The organism is Streptomyces rimosus subsp. rimosus (genome assembly GCF_000720725.1).
In the GTDB taxonomy this organism is placed as follows: domain Bacteria; phylum Actinomycetota; class Actinomycetes; order Streptomycetales; family Streptomycetaceae; genus Streptomyces; species Streptomyces rimosus_A.
In genome coordinates, this window is the sequence record NZ_JOCQ01000020.1 from 56,240 (window position 1) to 73,688 (window position 17,449).

A 17,449-nucleotide genomic window follows, 5' to 3' on the forward strand; every position below is an offset into this window, starting at 1 on the left:
CGCTGACATGGACCCGGAGAACTGGCCAAGCGGAGGCGAGGGGGCGCGCATTGGGGTTGTGCGCGCCCCGAATGCGCCGGGACAGGGGTTACCCGTTCGTAAGCGGTCGGGTTACTCGTTCGTAAGCGATCGGGGCAGTCGTTCGTACGTTGTCGGGTTACCCGTTCGTACGTGGCCGGGTCACCCGTGCGTACGGGGCCGGGGTCACCTGTACGTACGCAATCGGGGCGCCCTTTCGCGGCCGCCGCCTCAGGCGCGGGGCACCGGCGCCGTGAGGTCGATGAGCCGGCAGACCGTCTCGATGTCGATCTTCACCTGGGCGATCGAGGCGCGCCCGGACAGCCAGGTGATCAGCGCCGAGTGCCAGGTGTGCTCGATGACCCGGACCGCGGACAGCTGCTCGGGCGTGGGCGCGCCGTCCAGGCCCATCGCGTCCAGGATGATCGCCGTGGTCAGCCGGGAGACGGTGTCCACCTCGGGGCTCACCGACCGGTCGGCGAATGTCAGGGCGCGCACCATCGCGTCCGCCAGGTGCGGTTCGCGCTGGAGCGCGCGGAAGGCGCGCATCAGCGTCTGCGCGACGCGCGCGCCCGGCTCCGGTTCCGTCGGCGGGCGCTTGCGCAGCGTCGCGTGCAGGTGCTGCAGCTGGTCCTGCATGGTCGCCACGAGCAGGTGCACCTTGGAGGGGAAGTACCGGTAGAGGGTGCCGAGCGCGACATCGGACGCCTCGGCGACCTCGCGCATCTGCACGGCGTCGAACCCGCCGCGGCCGGCCAGCTCCGCGCTGGCGTGCAGGATGCGGCGGCGACGGGCCTCCTGACGCGCGGTCAGGGGCGGACCGGCGGGAAGCGCCGCTCCGGCCGCTGTGGAGTCCGTAGTCATATGTCCCATTCCGTGACGGTGCGTCCGCGGTGCGGCCCGTACCGGTCCTGCGATCGGCACAGCATGGCAGGGGCGCGGGTCGTGGCGCGAATCACCTGGTGCGGCTCTTTCGACCAGGTTTCCGGCCGGTAGATTCGAAGCTCCTTGAACTGATCAGTAGCCCGCCGGCCGCCCTGGCCTGCGGGTGCCGCGGGCCGGTCGCCGGCCGGCCGCGGCCGAACCGTACTGAAACTTGTTCTAGATTAGCGCCAGCGGTTACGCTCCGGCGAAAGTCCAGCGAGAAGGGGGCCGAGAGTGTCCGCCGAGGCCGTCCAGGCAGCCGCGCCGCACCCCGCCGAGGCCCCCGCCGCCTCCCCGGGCCCGGACGGCGACCGCCCGCTGCGCATCGCCCTGCTGACCTACAAGGGCAACCCGTTCTGCGGCGGCCAGGGCGTCTACGTCCGCCACCTCTCGCGCGAACTGGCCCGCCTCGGCCACACCGTCGAGGTCATCGGCGCGCAGCCGTACCCCGTCCTGGACGAGGGGGCCACCTCCCCGGAGGGAACCGGCGGAGTCACCCTCACCGAACTGCCCAGCCTCGACCTCTACCGGCAGCCCGACCCGTTCCGCACGCCGAAGCGCGGCGAGTACCGGGACTGGATCGACGCCCTGGAGGTCGGCACGATGTGGACCGGCGGCTTCCCCGAGCCGCTGACCTTCTCGCTGCGCGCCCGCCGCCACCTCGCCGCCCGGCGCGGCGACTTCGACGTGGTGCACGACAACCAGACCCTCGGCTACGGGCTGCTCGGCGACCTCGGCGCGCCCCTGGTCACCACCATCCACCACCCCATCACCGTGGACCGGCAACTCGACCTGGACGCCGCCGCGGGCTGGAAGCGCCGCGCCTCGGTGCGCCGCTGGTACGGCTTCACCCGGATGCAGAAGCGCGTCGCCCGCCGCCTGCCGTCGGTGCTGACCGTCTCCGGCTCCTCCCGGCAGGAGATCGTGGACCACCTCGGCGTACGGGGCGGCCGTATCCACGTCGTGCACATCGGCGCCGACACCGACCTCTTCTCGCCCGACCCTTCGGTCCCCGAGATCCCCGGCCGCATCGTCACCACCTCCAGCGCGGACGTGCCGCTCAAGGGCCTGATCCACCTGGTCGAGGCGCTGGCCAAGGTCCGTACGGAGAACCCGGAGGCCCACCTGGTGGTCGTCGGCAAGCGGGCCGACGACGGCCCGGTGGCCGCCGCCATCGAGCGGCACGGCCTCGGCGGCGCGATCGAATTCGTCAAGGGCATCAGCGACGCCGAACTGGTCGACCTGGTCCGCGGCGCCCAGGTCGCCTGCGTACCGTCCCTGTACGAGGGCTTCTCGCTGCCCGCCGCCGAAGCCATGGCCACCGGTACGCCGCTGCTGGCCACCACCGGCGGTGCCATCCCCGAGGTGTCCGGGCCGGACGGCGAGACCTGCCTGTCCGTACCGCCCGGCGACGCGGGTGCGCTGGCCGCCGGGCTGACCCGCCTGCTGGGCGACGCCGGCCTGCGCCGCCGCCTCGGCGCCGCCGGGCGCGAACGCGTCCTCGCCCGCTTCACGTGGCGCCAGGCCGCCATCGGCACCGCCGAACGCTACCGGGAGGCCATCGCCCTCCAGGCCCCGCGCCCGCGCGCCGCCCGCTCCCGCCGCGCCGCCGCGGACGCCACCGCACCGACCCCCGCCGGCCACGCCTGATGCGGCCCGGCCGGGCACCGACCACCACCGCCATGACCCGCCGCCGTCGGCCGTAGCTGCCCGCGGACCCCCAGGACGAAAGCAGAGAGCCCTTGCTGACCGTCGACTTTTCCCGATTCCCGCTGGCGCCGGGCGACCGCGTCCTCGACCTGGGCTGTGGCGCGGGCCGGCATGCCTTCGAGTGCTACCGGCGCGGCGCGCAGGTTGTGGCGCTCGACCAGAACGCCGAGGAGATCCGCGAGGTCGCCAAGTGGTTCGCCGCGATGAAGGAGGCCGGTGAGGCGCCCGCGGGCGCCACCGCCACCGCCATGGAGGGCGACGCGCTGGCCCTGCCGTTCCCCGACGCGAGCTTCGACGTGGTGATCATCTCCGAGGTCATGGAGCACATCCACGACGACAAGGGCGTGCTCGCCGAGATGGTGCGGGTGCTGCGGCCCGGCGGGCGGATCGCGGTGACCGTGCCGCGCTACGGCCCGGAGAAGGTCTGCTGGGCGCTCAGCGACGCATACCACGAGGTCGAGGGCGGCCACATCCGCATCTACAAGGCCGACGAACTGCTCGCCAAGATGCGCGGGGCGGGCCTGAAGCCGTACGGCACCCACCACGCGCACGGGCTGCACAGCCCGTACTGGTGGCTCAAGTGCGCCTTCGGCGTCGACAACGACCAGGCGCTGCCGGTCAAGGCGTACCACAAGCTGCTGGTCTGGGACATCATGAAGAAGCCGCTGGCCACGAGGATGGCCGAGCGGGTGCTCAACCCGGTGATCGGCAAGAGCTTCGTCGCGTACGCCACCAAGCCGCACCTGCCGGCGGACGCCGCCGCCTCCGAGTCCGCTGCCGAAGCCGCTGCCGCCGCCGGGACCGCCAAGTGACCACACCGGGACGTACGGAACGCCTGGTCCTGCCCGGAGTCCTGACCGCCGAACAAGCGGCGCGCACCGTCGCCGGCATCCTGGCGACGCAGCGCGCGGACGGCGCGATCCCCTGGTTCCGCGGCCACCACCTCGACCCGTGGGACCACACCGAGGCCGCCATGGCCCTGGACGCGGCCGGGGAGCACGAGCGGGCCGAGGCCGCGTACGACTGGCTGGCGCGGCACCAGAACCCGGACGGCTCCTGGTACGCGGCCTACGCCGACGGGGACGCCGCGGCGCCCACCGACCGGGGCCGGGAGACGAACTTCTGCGCGTACATCGCCGTCGGCGTCTGGCACCACTACCTGTCCACCGGCGACGACACCTTCGTGGACCGCATGTGGCCCGCCGTCTACGCGGCCGTCGAATTCGTCCTGGAGCTCCAGCAGCCCGGCGGCGAGATCGGCTGGAAGCGCGAGGACGACGGTACGCCCGTCAACGACGCGCTCCTGACCGGCTCCTCGTCCATCTACCAGGCACTGCGCTGCGCCCTCGCCCTCGCCGAACAGCGCGAGGAGCCCCAGCCCGACTGGGAACTGGCCCTCGGCCGGCTCGGCCACGCCATCCGGCACCACCCCGAGCGCTTCCTCGACAAGTCCCGCTATTCGATGGACTGGTATTACCCGGTCCTCGGCGGCGCCCTGAGCGGCACCGCCGCCAAGGAGCGCATCGCATCGGCCTGGGAGGACTTCGTCGTCCCCGGCCTCGGCGTCCGCTGCGTCCTGCCCAACCCCTGGGTCACCGGCGGTGAGAGCGCCGAACTGGCCCTCGCGCTCTGGGCGATGGGCGAGTCGGACAGCGCCGTGCAGATCCTCAGGTGGGTCCAGCACCTGCGCGCCGAGAACGGCATGTACTGGACCGGCTACGTCTTCGACGACGACGCGGTCTGGCCCGAGGAGCAGACGTCCTGGACGGCGGGCTCGATGCTGCTCGCGGTGGCCGCGCTGGGCGGCGACGAGGCGACCACGGCCGTCTTCGGAGGCGAGCGCCTGCCGACGGGCCTGACCCCCGACTGCTGCCGCTGAGGGACGGGGCGCACCGGCGCCCCACCCTCTCCCAGTACTCGGTCAGTACTCGATACGCCTGATACGAGCCGCCAAGGCATGCCCCAACACCAGGTACACCAGCGCCGGTAGCCCGTAATTCAACAGCGTCCGCAGCCACTCCGCGTCGAAGGTGAAGAGGTTGTAGGACCAGCCCGCCAGCCACCGCGCCGCGCCCTGGACGAAATGCACCAGGTCGTTGGCGCGGTTCGCGTCGAGCAGGTACATCAGGATCCACAGACCGAGGATCACGGCCGTGAGATCGGCGACGACGGTGACGGCCCGGGCCGCGTGACTGCTTCCGTAGCGGTGTCTCTTCGCCATGCGGACCGGGTTGCCGCGTAAGCGCGCCATAAACAACTCCCGTGTCACGGCGCCCCGTTCGCCGGTACCCCGACGGACGGGCCGCCCGCCCGCGCATTACTGTTCGACCATGACGATCACCATGACCGGATCGCTCGACCACGAGCGCTACTGCGCCGAGATACTCGCCCAGACCGACCTGCTCCGGCAGACCGCCCGCGACGCCGACCTCAAGGCGGCCGTACCGACCTGTCCCGACTGGACCCTGGAAGACCTCCTGCGCCACGTCGGCGGCGCGCACCGCTGGGTGGACACGACCGTACGGACGCGGGCCAACGAGATGGTGCCGTTCGACGCGGTCCCGAACCACAAGGGCCCCGAGGACGGCGACCCGGAGGCCCTGGACGCCTGGCTGGCGGACGGCGCGCGGCGCGTCGTCGAGGCGCTGCGCGAGGCGGGCCCCGACACCCTGCTCTGGGCCTGGGCACCGGACCAGCCGGCCGTCTTCTGGTCCCGGCGGATGACCCACGAGACCGCCGTCCACCGGGCGGACGCGGCGGCGGCCACGGGCGCCGACTTCACCCTCGACCCGGAGGTGGCCGCCGACACGATGGAAGAGTGGACGCAACTGGTCTGCCTGGCCCCGGTCCTCAAGCCCGACCACCCGGCCGCCGGCCTTCTCGGCACCGGCCGCACCCTCCGGCTCCACGCCACCGACGCCCCGCCCGGCGCTCCCGCCGACTGGCTCCTCGACTACACCGGCAACACGGCCACCTACCGCCACACCCCCGAAGAAGCCACCACCACCCTCCAGGGCCCCCTCACCGACCTCCTCCGCGTCTACTACCGCCGCCTGCCGGTGGACACACCGGGCGTGGAGGTCATCGGCGACCGGGCGTTCCTGGAGGAGTGGCTGGAGGCGGCGAAGCTCTGACGGGGCGGGCCGCGGCGCCCTATCGGTTGAGGCCCCAGGCGGGCCTCAACCATTCACCTCCGCCACCACCCGCAGCGTCTCCACATCCGGCGCCGTGACCAGGAGATCCGTCACCGGCCCCGCGCGCCAGGCTGCCAGTCGGTCGGCTATGCGGGCGCGTGGGCCGATCAGGGAGATCTCGTCGGCGAAGGTGTCGGGGACGGCTTGGACGGCCTTGTCGCGGTGGCCTTTGAGGAAGAGGTCCTGGATGCGGTGGGCCGCTTCGGGGTGGCCCAGGCGGGACATCAGGGCGGCGTGGAAGTTGCGGGAGGCGTGGCCCATGCCGCCGATGTAGAAGGCGAGCATGGCCTTGACCGGGAGCAGGCCCTCGGCCACGTCGTCGCAGAGCTGGGCGCGGGCCATCGGGGCGATCAGGAAGCCTTCGGGGGCGTCGGCGAGGGACGCCTCGTACACATCGGTGCGGTACGGGGACCAGTACAGCGGGAGCCAGCCGTCGGCGATGCGGGTGGTCTGGGCGATGTTCTTGGGGCCTTCGGCGCCGAGGAGGACGGGGAGGTCCGGGCGGCGGGGGTGGGTGATGGGCTTGAGGGGCTTGCCGAGGCCGGTGCTGTCCGGGCCGCGGTAGGGGAGCGGGTGGAAGCGGCCGTCGAGCGTCACCGGGGCCTCGCGGCGCAGCACTTGGCGGACGATGTCCACGTACTCGCGGGTGGCGGTGAGCGGGCTCGCGGGGAAGGGGCGGCCGTACCACCCTTCCACCACCTGCGGCCCGGACAGGCCGAGTCCGAGCAGCATCCGGCCGCCGGAGAGGTGGTCGAGGGTGAGGGCCTGCATCGCGGTGGCGGTGGGGGTGCGGGCGGCCATCTGGGCGACCGCCGTGCCCAGTTCGATACGGGACGTATGGGCGGCGATCCAGGTGAGCGTGGTGAACGCGTCCGAGCCCCAGGCCTCGGAGGTCCATACGGAGCTGTATCCCAGCCGCTCGGCCTCCTGGGCGAGTTCGAGGTGCCGGGGGTCGGGGCCGCGGCCCCAGTAGCCGAGTGCCAGGCCGAGTCGCATGGGTGGGCCTCCGGTACGTCGGGCCGGTGTGCCGCCGGCGGGGGACGGCTGCTGACAGAGCGTCAGGTGTGGGCGCAGCGTAGGAGGCGGGGGAGGGGAAGGGAAGGGCGGCGGTACGGCGACGGCCCCTCGCCCGGGGTGGGCGAGGGGCCGTCGCGCGGTGCGTCGCGGGCCGGGCGTGTCAGCCGCGCTGGATACCGGTCGTGTCCTGGAGGACGCCGCGGCGCCCGTCCTGCGTCTGCGCGACGAGCGCCTGGCCGCGCTGGTCCACGGCCAGGTACCACGTGCCGGGCGCCAGCTCGGCGATCGGCGTCGGCGCGCCGTCCTCGCCGTACAGCGGGCGCGCGACCGGCACCGCGAACCAGAACGGCGCGAAGTCCGCCGCGGGCGCCGGCTGCTGCGCGGCGGCCGGGGAGGGCTGCTGGCCGCCGTACGACTGCGGGCCCGGCTGGCCCTGGGCCGGCTGGCCCTGGCCGGGCTGCTGCGCGCCCGGGTAGCCGTACCCGCCCTGCCCCGGCTGCTGCTGGTGGGCGCCGGGGTAGCCGTACCCCTGGCCTGGTGCCGCGCCGCCCGGCGCGCCGTACGGGGACGGGGTCTGCGGCCGCGGGGCCGGGATGAGACCGGCCTTCAGGGCGGGCACCAGCGGCGTGGCCACCGCGGCGCCGGCCAGCACCAGCGCGGCGATCAGGCCGAGGATCAGCCCGGCGCCCGCGCCGCCGCTGTTGACGATCGTCCAGAAGGCGAACCAGGCGACGAACACGGTCCACGCGACGCCGAACTGGCCCAGGTCGATACCGGCGACCTTCAGGGGCCGCGGCAGGGCCCGCGCCACGACGATCAGGGCGGCCGCGATGATGCCGGCCAGGTACATGCCCATCAGCAGGGGCAGCGCGTCCCAGGCGTTCGTGGAGGTGATCTGCGGGCAGAAGCTGCCGGTGCAGTCGGAGCCGTCGTACGAGCTGATGCTGAGGAACGAGGCGATGAACAGCAACACCGCTGCTCCGATCACCACGCCGTCGCCTCTAGTGAGGGAGCGGATGTTCACGTAAGGGTCCTTTGTCGGTTCCGGTGTCTGTCTTCGCTGTCGCAGCCATATGCGCTGGTGGGCGCGTGGCGAGGCACGGGGTGGCCCCCCATCGTAAGGGGGAACCTACCGCCGGATCCTGTGGGCCGTCTTGTCGGTATCGGTCAGGTATCGAGTCGGTATCAGTACCGTTCGCCGGTACGTATCGGCGGCGGCTGCTCGGTATCCGTACCGGCCGACACCCGGTATCGGCACCGTCCGCTACTCGGTCAGGAAGCCCGTAATGCCCTCGGCGATCCCGCGGGCCGCCTTTTCCCGCCATTGCGGGTCGGTCAATTGCGCCGCGTCCTTCGCGTCGCGCATATTGCCGCACTCCAGGAACACCTTGGGAATGCCGGAGAGGTTGAGGCCGCCGAGGTCGGACCGTACGACGAGCCCGGTGCCGCCGCCCAGGTAATTGGCCGGGGCGCTCCCGGTCGCCGCCACGAACCGGCCCGCCAGGTGCTCGCCGAGCCGCCGCGACGGCCCGACGATGGCGGAGGTGTCCGCGGCGCCCGCGGTGACCCGGGCGGGCAGGATCACATGGAAGCCCCGGTTGCCCGCGCCCGCGCCGTCGGCGTGCACGGACACCGCCGCGTCGGCGTTCGCCTCGTTCCCGGCGCGGGCGCGCTCGTCCACGCACGGCCCGTACGGCCGGTCGCCGTCCTGGGTGAAGACCACCTTCGCGCCCTCGGCCTGGAGGAGCGTGCGGGCGCGCCGCGCTACGTCGAGCGTGAAGGACGCCTCGGCGTAGCCGTCGTCGGTGGACGTGCCGGTGGTGTCGCACTCCTTGCGCCCGTTGCCGACGTCCACCTGGCGCGCGATCTCGCGGGTGTGGTCGCGGTTGCGGGGGTTGTGGCCGGGGTCGAGGAGGACGGTTTTGCCCTTGAGCCGGGTGCCGGTGTGGCCGCCCGGCCCGGGCCGGTCTCCCTTGCCGTCCGGGTCGTCCGGGGTGGCCCGGCCCCCGTCGTTCCCGCCGCTGCGGCCACCCGAAGCACCCGTACCGCCCTTGCCGGGCGTGCCGCTCGGTGCCGCCGGGCTCGCCGCGGGCAGCGCCTTCGGCGGCCGGTCACCGCCGTGCCCGCTCGTGGACCGCCAGATCAGCCAGCCCGCGGCGCAGGCGGCCAGCAGCGCGGCCAGGACGACGACGAGGGTGCCGCCGAAGCGGCGGCGCGGGGGGAATGTACTGCCGTTCGACACATCGCGATCGTAGTGGTGCGGTCAGCAGCCTTCACCGGTGCGACGCAGCACGTGCAGCGATCCGTGTGCCGACATTTCGGTGAACGCACCGGATTCCAGGGCGCGCCGGTAGACGCGGTACGGGGCCTGTCCGCCGTCCGCCGGGTCGGCGAAGACATCGTGGATGACCAGCAGTCCACCGGGTGCGACGTGCGGCGCCCAGCCCTCGTAGTCGGCGGTGGCGTGCTCGTCGGTGTGCCCGCCGTCGATGAAGACCAGCCCGACCGGCGCGTTCCACAGCGCGGCGATCCGCGGCGAGCGCCCCACCAGCGCGATGACGTGGTCCTCCAGCCCCGCCGCGTGCAGCGTGCGGCGGAAGGCGGGCAGCGTGTCCATCAGCCCGACCTCGGGATCGACCACGGACGGGTCGTGGTACTCCCAGCCCGGCTGCTGCTCCTCGCTGCCGCGGTGGTGGTCGACGGTGACGGCCTGTACCCCCGCGGCCCGCGCCGCGTCCGCGAGCAGGATCGTGGAACGGCCGCAATACGTCCCGATCTCCACCAGCGGCAGCCCCAGCGCGGCCGCTTCCGATGCGGCCTCGTAAAGCGCCAGCCCTTCGTCGAGCGGCATGAAGCCCTTTGCCGTCTCGAAAGCGGCGAGTATCTCCGGCTTGGGAGCGTTCGCGGCGGCCATGGGGATTCCTCCTCGTCGTACGGTCACCGGGCGGTGCGGCGGTGACTCATAACGACGGATGGTACGTGTCGGTAATGCGGGGAGCATGTGGGCGGCACAGTAAGCGGGGCGGGCGGTGAGCGGTGGGGAATGTGCCGCCTATTCCGGTTCGGGGGGTGGGGCGGTTTACGGTTGCGGTGTGCGGGCGGGAGGGGTTTGCGATTCCATTCGCCCCATACGCATTCGGCCCGTCATGTGGGTTCCTGTGTGCATTTCGCCGGGAAGGGAGTCCGTCCCCTTCCCCTCCCCGTCTCCACCTTCCCACCGGGTGCCGAAGCCGACCCCGACCTGACCTACCGTCAGTTTGGAACGTGTTCTAGTCTGCCCACGCGGAGCGGCCGCCTTCACCGAGGAGGACCGACATGGCCGGCAAGGCGTACATCATCGGCGTGGGCACGACGAAGTTCGAGAAGCCGGAGACGCGGGAGTGGCAGTACTGGGACATGGCGGGGGAGGCGGGCGGTAAGGCGCTCGCCGATGCCGGGGTCCCGTACAGCGCTGTGGAACAGGTGCCGGTCGGCTACTGCTGTCAGCCTTCCACCGCCGGGCAGCGTGCCGTCTACGAGTTGGGGCTGACCGGCGTCCCCGTCTACAACGTCAACAACAACTGCGCGACCGGCGCCACCGCGCTGATGATGGCCCGGCAGTTCGTCGCCTCCGGCCTCAACGACTGTGTACTGGCCCTCGGCTTCGAGAAGATGAAGCGCGGCGCGCTGGGCGCCGGCGCGGACGGCGGCGACTTCGCGGCCTCGCCCGTGGCCCGGCACTACGGCGTGATGGCCGCCGCGCACGGCTTCGAAATGACGCCGCCGACCGCGCAGATCTTCGGCAACGCCGCGCGCGAGCACATGGACCGGTACGGGACCACGGAGCGGCAGCTCGCGGCGGTCGGCGCGAAGAACCACCGGCACTCTGCCGACAACCCGGACGCCCAGTTCCAGGACGTCTACACGGTCGAGGAGATCCTTGCCGCCAGGACCGTCCACCGGCCGCTCACCAAGCTCCAGTGCTCGCCGACCTCCGACGGCGCGGCGGCTGCCGTCGTCGCCTCGGAACGCTTCGTCCGCGATCACGGGCTCGTGGACCGGGCCGTGGAGATCGCCGGGCAGGCCATGACGACGGACACGGAGGACAGCTTCGCCTCCGGCTCCTGCATCGACGTCGTCGGCCGCCCGATGTCCCGGGCGGCGGCCCGGCAGGCGTACGAGGCGAGCGGCCTCGGCATCGAGGACGTGGACGTGATCGAGCTGCACGACTGCTTCTCCGTCAACGAGCTGCTGACGTACGAGGCGCTGGGTCTGTGCGCGGAGGGCGAGTCGGGCAAGCTCGTCGAGGACGGCGCCACCACCCACGGCGGCCGGTGGGTGGTCAACCCCTCCGGCGGGCTGATCTCCAAGGGCCATCCGCTCGGTGCGACCGGCCTGGCCCAGGCCGCCGAGCTGGTCCGGCAACTGCGCGGCACGGCGGGCGCCCGCCAGGTGCCGGGGGCCCGCGTCGGACTGGCGCACAACATCGGGCTGGGCGGGGCGGCGGTGGTCACGTTGTTGCGGAGGGGGTGACCGGGGGAAGAGGGGTCCCCGGGGAGGGGGCGATCCGGGGGTGCCCCAGGGAGGAAGTGTGGCCGGTCCCGGGCCTTTCGACCTAGGACCTGTGACCGGCCGCCTCCGGGCCGATAATCCGATGCCACCGTCGCGTGCCAGGTGCAACTATGGAGACCATGCCCCCGACAGCCACCCCCACCACGCTGCCCGAAAGCGTCCGCCGCACACCGCCGCCCACCTGGCTGGTGACCCTGCTGGTCTGCGCCGGACAGTTCCTCGTAGTCCTGGACGTCTCGGTCGTCAACGTCGCGCTGCCGAGCATGCGTACCGGTCTCGGGCTCAGCGAGCTGGGGCTGCAATGGGTGGTCAACGCCTACGTGATCACCTTCGCGGGGTTCATGCTGCTCGGTGGCCGGGTGGCCGACCTCTTCGGGCGCAAGCGGATATTCGTCGTGGGGCTCGCCCTCTTCACCGTCGCGAGCCTGGCGGGCGGCCTGGCGCAGGAGTCCTGGCATCTGATCGCGGCCCGTACCGTCCAGGGCGTCGGCGCGGCCATCCTGTCCCCGGCCACCCTCACCATCCTGACCACCGCGTTCCCGGCGGGCCCGGCGCGCACCCGCGCCATCGCCACCTGGACCGCGGTCGGCGCGGGCGGCGGCGCCGTCGGCGGCCTGGTCGGCGGGGTGCTGACCGAGTACCTGTCCTGGCGCTGGGTGCTGTTGATCAACGTTCCCATCGGCGCGCTGGTGCTGACCGGCGCGCTGCTCTGGCTCTCCGAGAGCCGGCGCGGCGAGGGGCGGCGGCTCGACATCCCGGGCGCGCTCCTGGTGACGGCCGGTCTCGCGCTGGTGGCGTACGGCATCGTGCAGACCGAGTCCCGGGGCTGGTCCTCGGCGAGCGCGCTGCTGCCGCTGGCGGCGGGCCTACTGGTGCTGGCCGCGTTCGTGGCCGTCGAGGCGCGTACGAAGGCGCCGCTGATGCCGCTCACGCTCTTCCGGCTGCGTTCGGTGTACGCGGCGAACAGCGCCATGGTGCTGGCCGGCGCCGCGATGTTCTCCATGTGGTACTTCCTCAGCCTCTACGTGCAGAACGTCCTCGACTACACGCCCCTGGAGGCCGGGCTCTCCTTCATCCCGCACTCGCTGAGCATCGTGCTGGGCTCGAAGATCGCGCCACGGCTGATGCCCCGGGCAGGCGCCAAGACGCTCGCGATCACCGGTGCGCTGGTCTCCGCGGCGGGCATGCTCTGGCAGGGGCAGATGGGCGCCGACGGCACGTACGCCGGTACGCTGCTCGGCCCCGGCATCCTGATGGCCTTCGGCGCCGGCCTGACCGCCACACCGATCGCCTCGATCGCCACCTCCGGCGCCGCGCCCTCCGACCAGGGCCTGGTCTCCGGCCTGATCAACACCTCGCGGCAGATGGGCGGCGCGCTCGGCCTGTCCATCCTGTCCACGGTCGCCGCCACCCGGATCGCGTCCGGCCACGGCGGCCCGGCCGCGATGGCCGACGGCTACGGCCTCGCCTTCCAGGTCGGTACGGTCATCCTGCTGGCGAGCGTGCTGCTGATGGTCCTGGCCCTGCCGCGCCGCCCCGAGGACGCCCACCATGGCTGACGACGCGACCACCCCCGCCCTCTCCCCGTTCCCCGCCACCGGCCGCCGCGTCCTGGTCAGCGGCGCCTCGCGCGGCCTCGGCCGGGCCGTGGCGCACGCCTTCGCCGAGAACGGCGACCGGGTCGCGGTGCACTACGGCTCGCGGCGCGCGGACGCCGAGGAGACCCTCGCCGCGCTGCCCGGCAGCGGCCACGTCCTGCTCGGCGCCGACCTGGCGGACCCGTCCGGTGCCGCCGCCCTGATCAGCGCGGCCGTCGCCGCTCTCGGCGGTATCGACGTCCTGGTGAACAACGCCGCCGTCAACACCCCGCACCCGCCCGCGACCACCCCGTACGACGACTGGGCCGCCGCCTGGCAGCAGCACGTGGCGGTCAACCTGCTCGGTACGGCCCACCTCAGCCACGGCGCGGCCCAGGCGATGATCGCGCAGGGCACCGGCGGCCGGATCGTCAACATCGGCTCCCGCGGCGCCTTCCGCGGCGAGCCCGACCACCCCGCCTACGGCGCCACGAAGGCCGCCGTACACGCCCTCGGCCAGTCGCTCGCCGTCGCCCTCGCCCCGCACGGCATCGCGGTGGCCTCCGTGGCGCCCGGTTTCATCGACACGGACCGGGTGGCCCACCGCCTGACCGGCGCCGAGGGCGCGGCGATCCGCGCGCAGAGCCCGTTCGGCCGGGTGGCCACCCCCGAGGAGGTCGCGGCGGCCGTACGGTGGCTGGCCTCGCCCGAGGCCCAGTGGAGCTCGGGCGCGGTGCTGGACCTCAACGGGGCGTCACACCTGCGGACGTGAACGGGGCATCGCAGCTGCGGACGTGAGACCGCCGCACGTGCATACGCACGGGACCGCGCACCGGACTCCCCGACGGGCCGTCGGAAGCCTTCCCTCCGCCGGGGCGCGGTGGCAGCGTCGCGGCATGGCGAACATCCCCGCGGATCTCTCGTACACCAAGGACCACGAATGGGTCCGGGTCAAGGACGATCAGGCCACCGTCGGCATCACCGATCACGCGCAGCGTCAGCTCGGTGACATCGTCTATGCCGAACTGCCCAAGCAGGGCGAGCGGTTCGAGGCGGGTGACGCGTTCGGCTCGCTGGAGTCGGTGAAGGCCGTCACCGAGGTCTACGTACCGCTGACCGGTACGGTCCTCGCGGTCAACGAGAGCGTCAACGACGCCCCGGAGCAGATCAACGACGAGCCGTACGGCGGGGGCTGGCTGGCCGTCCTCCGCCTGACCCGGCCCGCCGAACTCGACGCCCTGCTGGACGCGAAGGGCTACGAGTCCTACATCCAGGAGGAGTCGGCGGGCTGACCCCTGCCCGCCTCTACAGCCACCCGTTCTGCCGGGCGTTGCGCACCGCCTCCATACGGTTGCGCGTCCCCGTCTTGCCGATGGCCGCCGACAGGTAGTTGCGCACGGTCGCCTGCGACAGGTGCAGCTTCCCGGCGATGTCGGCGACGGTCGCCCCGTCCACGGCCGCGGTCAGTACGTCGCGCTCGCGCTGGGTCAGCGGATTCGGCCCCGCGCTGAGCGCCGCCGCGGCCAGCCCCGGGTCGATCACCTGCTCCCCGGCCAGCACCCGCCGGATCGCCGCCGCCAGGTCCTCCACCGGCCCGTCCTTGACCAGGAACCCGGACGCCCCCGCCTCCATCGCCCGCCGCAGATACCCCGGCCGCCCGAACGTCGTCACGATCAGCACCTTGCACGACGGCAGCGCCTCCCGCAGCTCCGCCGCCGCGTCCAGCCCGCTGCGCCCCGGCAGCTCGATGTCCAGCAGCGCGATGTCCGGCCGCGCCTCCAGCGCCGTCGGCACGATCCGGTCCCCGGCCGACACCTGGGCGACGACCTCCATGTCGTCCTCAAGGTTGAGCAGCAGCGCCAGCGCACCCCGCATCATCCCCTGGTCCTCGGCGAGGAGGACTTTCACACACCCCGTCGAGGAGCCCCGTTCCGCGGGGCCGGTCGCTGCATCTCGGTTCATGGCACCAGGGTAGAGCGCTGGAGCGTTCCCGCTTACGGCATGGTCGCGTCCGTGATGCGGACCTTGTTCTGGCCCGTCTCGCCGGCCCGGCAGGCGACCACCCGGCCGTCGGGGAAGCGGTAGTGGTCCACGAAGCTGCTGTCCACGCTGATGTCGGCCCACCGCATGTGCGCCGGGAGGTCCGCCGTCGCGCGCAGCCGCAGCTGGTAGGTCACCGACTGTCCGGCCTTCAGGACGCCGTTCGTCACGAAGCGGCCGGACGCGCCGCGGTCCACGGGCGTCCACTTACCGTTCTTCCCGGATTTGTACTCGAACGCCACGAACCGGCCGATCACCGGGTCTTCGTCCTCCACCTGCCGCCAGATGTAGACGGACATGTCGAGCGTCTTCACCGGCCTGCTGCCGATGTTGGTCACGGTCGCCCGGAACGACCGCCAGTCCCCGCCCCGGGTGACCGGGCCGTCGGCGTCGGTCTGGACCAGCTTGAGGGTCTTCTGCTCGTAGCTTCCGTCCGTGGTGGCCACGTCGTAGCAGCTGGGCAGTTGCTCTCGGGCGGCCCCGGCCCCGGCCCCGGCCCCGGCCGCGTACGCGCCGGGCGCCGCCACCAGGGCCGCCGTCGGCAGAACGGCCATGGTGACAGCCGTGATCAGAGCGCGGCGAAGGTTCATCGGATACCTCTTCCGGTCGGGGCCTGTGACGACACTGGTCAACATGGGTGACCTTCGAGGTGGGGGGAGGGTTGTGCCTAACAGGCGGCGAGGAGGGCGTGTGCCTGCTCGCGGGCGTGCCCGATGGCGTCCGGGAACATGTCCAGCCCGTGGGCGACGAGCGCCCCTTCGTGCAGCAGCATGAGCGTACGGGCCAGGGGCTCGGCCCCGGCCGGGCGCACGCCTTCGGCGAGGCCGGTGAACAGGGCCAGCATCCACCGCTTCTGCCCGGTGATGACCGGGTGGGCCGGGTGCTCCGGATCGCTGATCTCGGCATGGGCGTTGACCATGCCGCACCCCTTGGGACTGTGCTCCGCCGCCCACGCACGTGATGCGTCGAAGACGGCCAGCACGCGCGCCGCGGGCTCCGGCGGTGCGGCGTCGAGGCGCCGGGCGACGAAGGCCCGCCAGCGTTCGTCGCGATCGGCCAGGTACTCCACGACGATCTGCTCCTTGGAGCCGAACCGGTCGTAGAGGGTCTTCTTCGTCACCCCGGCCTCATGGGCGATCAGGTCCACCCCGACGGCGTGGATGCCGCGCTCGTAGAACAGCCGGGCGGCGGCCTCCAGGACGCGCCGGGCGGCAGGCGTCATCGTGATCCGTCGCGGGCTCTCAGCAGTGCTGTCCACTCTCCCGAGTATACCGATCTGTATAGTGTGAGAGCGAGTATACCGATCTGTTTACCGAGTCCGCTCAAAGGAGAAGGAGACGTGAACTTCCTGCTCTCGGCCGCCTTCGTGCTCTGCTGGAGCTCCGGGTTCATCGGCGCCAAGCTCGGTGCGGGCAGCGCGTCCGCGGTGACGGTCCTGATGTGGCGCTTCCTGCCGCTGGCCGTCATCCTCATTGCCGTCGCCCCCCTCTCCAGAGCGGCGTGGCGGGGTCTGACGGCGCGGGACGTGGCCCGGCAGGCCGTGATCGGCGTGCTGTCGCAGAGCGGCTATCTCCTCACCGTCTACTGGGCGATCGGGCTGGGTGTCTCCAGTGGGACGACGGCCCTCATCGACGGCGTCCAGCCCTTGGTCGCCGGAGCGCTCGCCGGACCGTTGCTGCGGCAGTACGTCTCGCCCAAGCAGTGGCTCGGCCTGTGCCTGGGGGCGGCCGGCGTCGTCATCGTCACCACGGCCGACGCCACCGCCGGCACCGGCGCGGCCTGGTGGGCCTACCTCGTCCCCTTCCTCGGCATGTTCTCCCTGGTGGCGGCCACCTTCCTGGAGAGCCGCCGCGGCGCTCGGGCCGCCCCGGCGGTGTCGATGACCGTCCACTGCGTCACCAGCGCCGTCGCCTTCACGGCACTGGCCCTGAGCACCGGATCCGCGCGCCCGCCCGCCGAACTCTCGTTCTGGGCCGCGATCGCCTGGCTCGTGGCGCTGTCCACGTTCGGCGGGTACGGGCTGTACTGGCTCATCCTGCGGCGCTCCGGAGTCACCAAGGTCAATACGCTCATGTTTCTCATGGCCCCGGTCACGGCGGTCTGGGGAGCGCTCATGTTCGGCGAGCCGTTCGGCCCGCAGGCCGCCCTGGGGTTGGCCGTCGGCCTCCTGGCGGTCGTCGTCGTCCATCGCGGTGGCACCTCGTCGACCCGGGTGCGCGCGGCGGATTCGGCTTCACGCCGAAACGGCCCCGCCCGGGAAGCGGCCGCAGAATCACCCGTACGGTGCGCGGGCGAGCGGCGTGGCGGTGAGCGGCCGAGGTACCCATACGGGTAATGCATCTCGCGTCCCGGGAGGAATCTTGAAACGTCTTCGATCATCCGCGGCCGGCATTTCCCTCGCCGCTGCCGTCCTGTGTC

The 17,449-nt window shown here is 72.5% G+C and carries 18 protein-coding genes; 9 read left to right on the forward strand and 9 right to left on the reverse strand.

All coding sequences use genetic code 11. The annotated features are described in order from the left end of the window. Positions 1-249: 249 nt before the first annotated feature. A complete protein-coding gene (locus tag IH45_RS0113165) occupies positions 250-882 on the reverse strand; it encodes a TetR family transcriptional regulator (RefSeq protein ID WP_030666419.1) in 633 nt (210 codons plus the stop codon). Between the two features lie 294 nt (positions 883-1,176). Between IH45_RS0113165 and IH45_RS0113170 the strand changes: the two genes are divergently transcribed. From IH45_RS0113170 to IH45_RS0113180, 3 genes are all read left to right on the forward strand, one after another. Continuing rightward, a complete protein-coding gene (locus IH45_RS0113170) occupies positions 1,177-2,592 on the forward strand; it encodes a glycosyltransferase family 4 protein (RefSeq protein ID WP_030666423.1) in 1,416 nt (471 codons plus the stop codon). A 92-nt stretch (positions 2,593-2,684) separates the two neighbouring features. Then, positions 2,685-3,464 (forward strand): class I SAM-dependent methyltransferase, encoded by a 780-nt coding sequence (locus tag IH45_RS0113175; RefSeq protein ID WP_030666426.1) that lies wholly within the window; start codon positions 2,685-2,687, stop codon positions 3,462-3,464. Next, the gene (locus IH45_RS0113180) at positions 3,461-4,531 is read left to right on the forward strand and encodes a prenyltransferase/squalene oxidase repeat-containing protein (RefSeq protein ID WP_030666429.1); all 1,071 of its coding nucleotides are present in this window, start codon (positions 3,461-3,463) and stop codon (positions 4,529-4,531) included. Before IH45_RS0113175 ends, IH45_RS0113180 begins: the two co-directional genes overlap by 4 nt. Positions 4,532-4,573: 42 nt before the next feature. Here IH45_RS0113180 and IH45_RS0113185 read toward each other — a convergent pair whose 3' ends face one another. Further along, on the reverse strand, positions 4,574-4,873 hold the full coding sequence (locus tag IH45_RS0113185) for a hypothetical protein (protein WP_030666431.1): 300 nt from the start codon (positions 4,871-4,873) through the stop codon (positions 4,574-4,576). A 109-nt stretch (positions 4,874-4,982) separates the two neighbouring features. Between IH45_RS0113185 and IH45_RS0113190 the strand changes: the two genes are divergently transcribed. Continuing rightward, positions 4,983-5,786 (forward strand): maleylpyruvate isomerase family mycothiol-dependent enzyme, encoded by an 804-nt coding sequence (locus IH45_RS0113190; protein ID WP_394298673.1) that lies wholly within the window; start codon positions 4,983-4,985, stop codon positions 5,784-5,786. A gap of 45 nt (positions 5,787-5,831) precedes the next feature. On the opposite strand, the gene IH45_RS0113195 is transcribed toward IH45_RS0113190, so the two are convergent. From IH45_RS0113195 to IH45_RS0113210, 4 genes are all read right to left on the reverse strand, one after another. Next, on the reverse strand, positions 5,832-6,842 hold the full coding sequence (locus IH45_RS0113195) for an LLM class F420-dependent oxidoreductase (RefSeq protein WP_030666437.1): 1,011 nt from the start codon (positions 6,840-6,842) through the stop codon (positions 5,832-5,834). Between the two features lie 181 nt (positions 6,843-7,023). Beyond that, positions 7,024-7,887: a DUF5336 domain-containing protein gene (locus IH45_RS0113200; RefSeq protein ID WP_078897504.1), complete on the reverse strand. Its 864-nt coding sequence runs from the start codon at positions 7,885-7,887 to the stop codon at positions 7,024-7,026. Between the two features lie 240 nt (positions 7,888-8,127). After that, complete coding sequence (locus tag IH45_RS0113205) at positions 8,128-9,105, reverse strand: N-acetylmuramoyl-L-alanine amidase (protein ID WP_030666442.1); 978 nt, start codon at positions 9,103-9,105, stop codon at positions 8,128-8,130. Between the two features lie 21 nt (positions 9,106-9,126). After that, on the reverse strand, positions 9,127-9,777 hold the full coding sequence (locus IH45_RS0113210) for a class I SAM-dependent methyltransferase (protein WP_030666445.1): 651 nt from the start codon (positions 9,775-9,777) through the stop codon (positions 9,127-9,129). A gap of 401 nt (positions 9,778-10,178) precedes the next feature. Here IH45_RS0113210 and IH45_RS0113215 point away from each other — a divergent pair, with 401 nt between their 5' ends. The 4 genes from IH45_RS0113215 to gcvH all read left to right on the forward strand — a co-directional run bounded on the left by IH45_RS0113215 (position 10,179) and on the right by gcvH (position 14,283). Beyond that, on the forward strand, positions 10,179-11,375 hold the full coding sequence (locus IH45_RS0113215; protein WP_030666447.1) for a lipid-transfer protein: 1,197 nt from the start codon (positions 10,179-10,181) through the stop codon (positions 11,373-11,375). 149 nt (positions 11,376-11,524) lie between these two features. Then, the gene (locus tag IH45_RS0113220; protein ID WP_030666450.1) at positions 11,525-12,973 is read left to right on the forward strand and encodes an MFS transporter; all 1,449 of its coding nucleotides are present in this window, start codon (positions 11,525-11,527) and stop codon (positions 12,971-12,973) included. Beyond that, a complete protein-coding gene (locus IH45_RS0113225; RefSeq protein WP_030666452.1) occupies positions 12,966-13,763 on the forward strand; it encodes an SDR family NAD(P)-dependent oxidoreductase in 798 nt (265 codons plus the stop codon). The genes IH45_RS0113220 and IH45_RS0113225 overlap by 8 nt, the downstream gene beginning before the upstream one ends. Positions 13,764-13,887: 124 nt before the next feature. Beyond that, positions 13,888-14,283 carry a glycine cleavage system protein GcvH gene (gene gcvH / locus IH45_RS0113230; RefSeq protein ID WP_030666454.1) on the forward strand — a complete coding sequence of 132 codons (396 nt, stop codon included), beginning with the start codon at positions 13,888-13,890 and terminating at the stop codon, positions 14,281-14,283. A 13-nt stretch (positions 14,284-14,296) separates the two neighbouring features. On the opposite strand, the gene IH45_RS0113235 is transcribed toward gcvH, so the two are convergent. From IH45_RS0113235 to IH45_RS0113245, 3 genes are all read right to left on the reverse strand, one after another. Next, positions 14,297-14,953, reverse strand: coding sequence for a response regulator transcription factor (locus IH45_RS0113235; protein ID WP_050514801.1), 657 nt, complete (start codon positions 14,951-14,953; stop codon positions 14,297-14,299). Between the two features lie 32 nt (positions 14,954-14,985). Then, the gene (locus IH45_RS0113240) at positions 14,986-15,621 is read right to left on the reverse strand and encodes a hypothetical protein (protein WP_030666459.1); all 636 of its coding nucleotides are present in this window, start codon (positions 15,619-15,621) and stop codon (positions 14,986-14,988) included. Positions 15,622-15,698: 77 nt separating this feature from the next. Then, positions 15,699-16,253, reverse strand: a complete 555-nt coding sequence (locus tag IH45_RS0113245; protein ID WP_030666461.1) for a TetR/AcrR family transcriptional regulator — start codon at positions 16,251-16,253, stop codon at positions 15,699-15,701. A 117-nt stretch (positions 16,254-16,370) separates the two neighbouring features. Between IH45_RS0113245 and IH45_RS0113250 the strand changes: the two genes are divergently transcribed. After that, positions 16,371-17,366, forward strand: coding sequence for a DMT family transporter (locus IH45_RS0113250; protein ID WP_234440529.1), 996 nt, complete (start codon positions 16,371-16,373; stop codon positions 17,364-17,366). Positions 17,367-17,449: the final 83 nt, after the last annotated feature.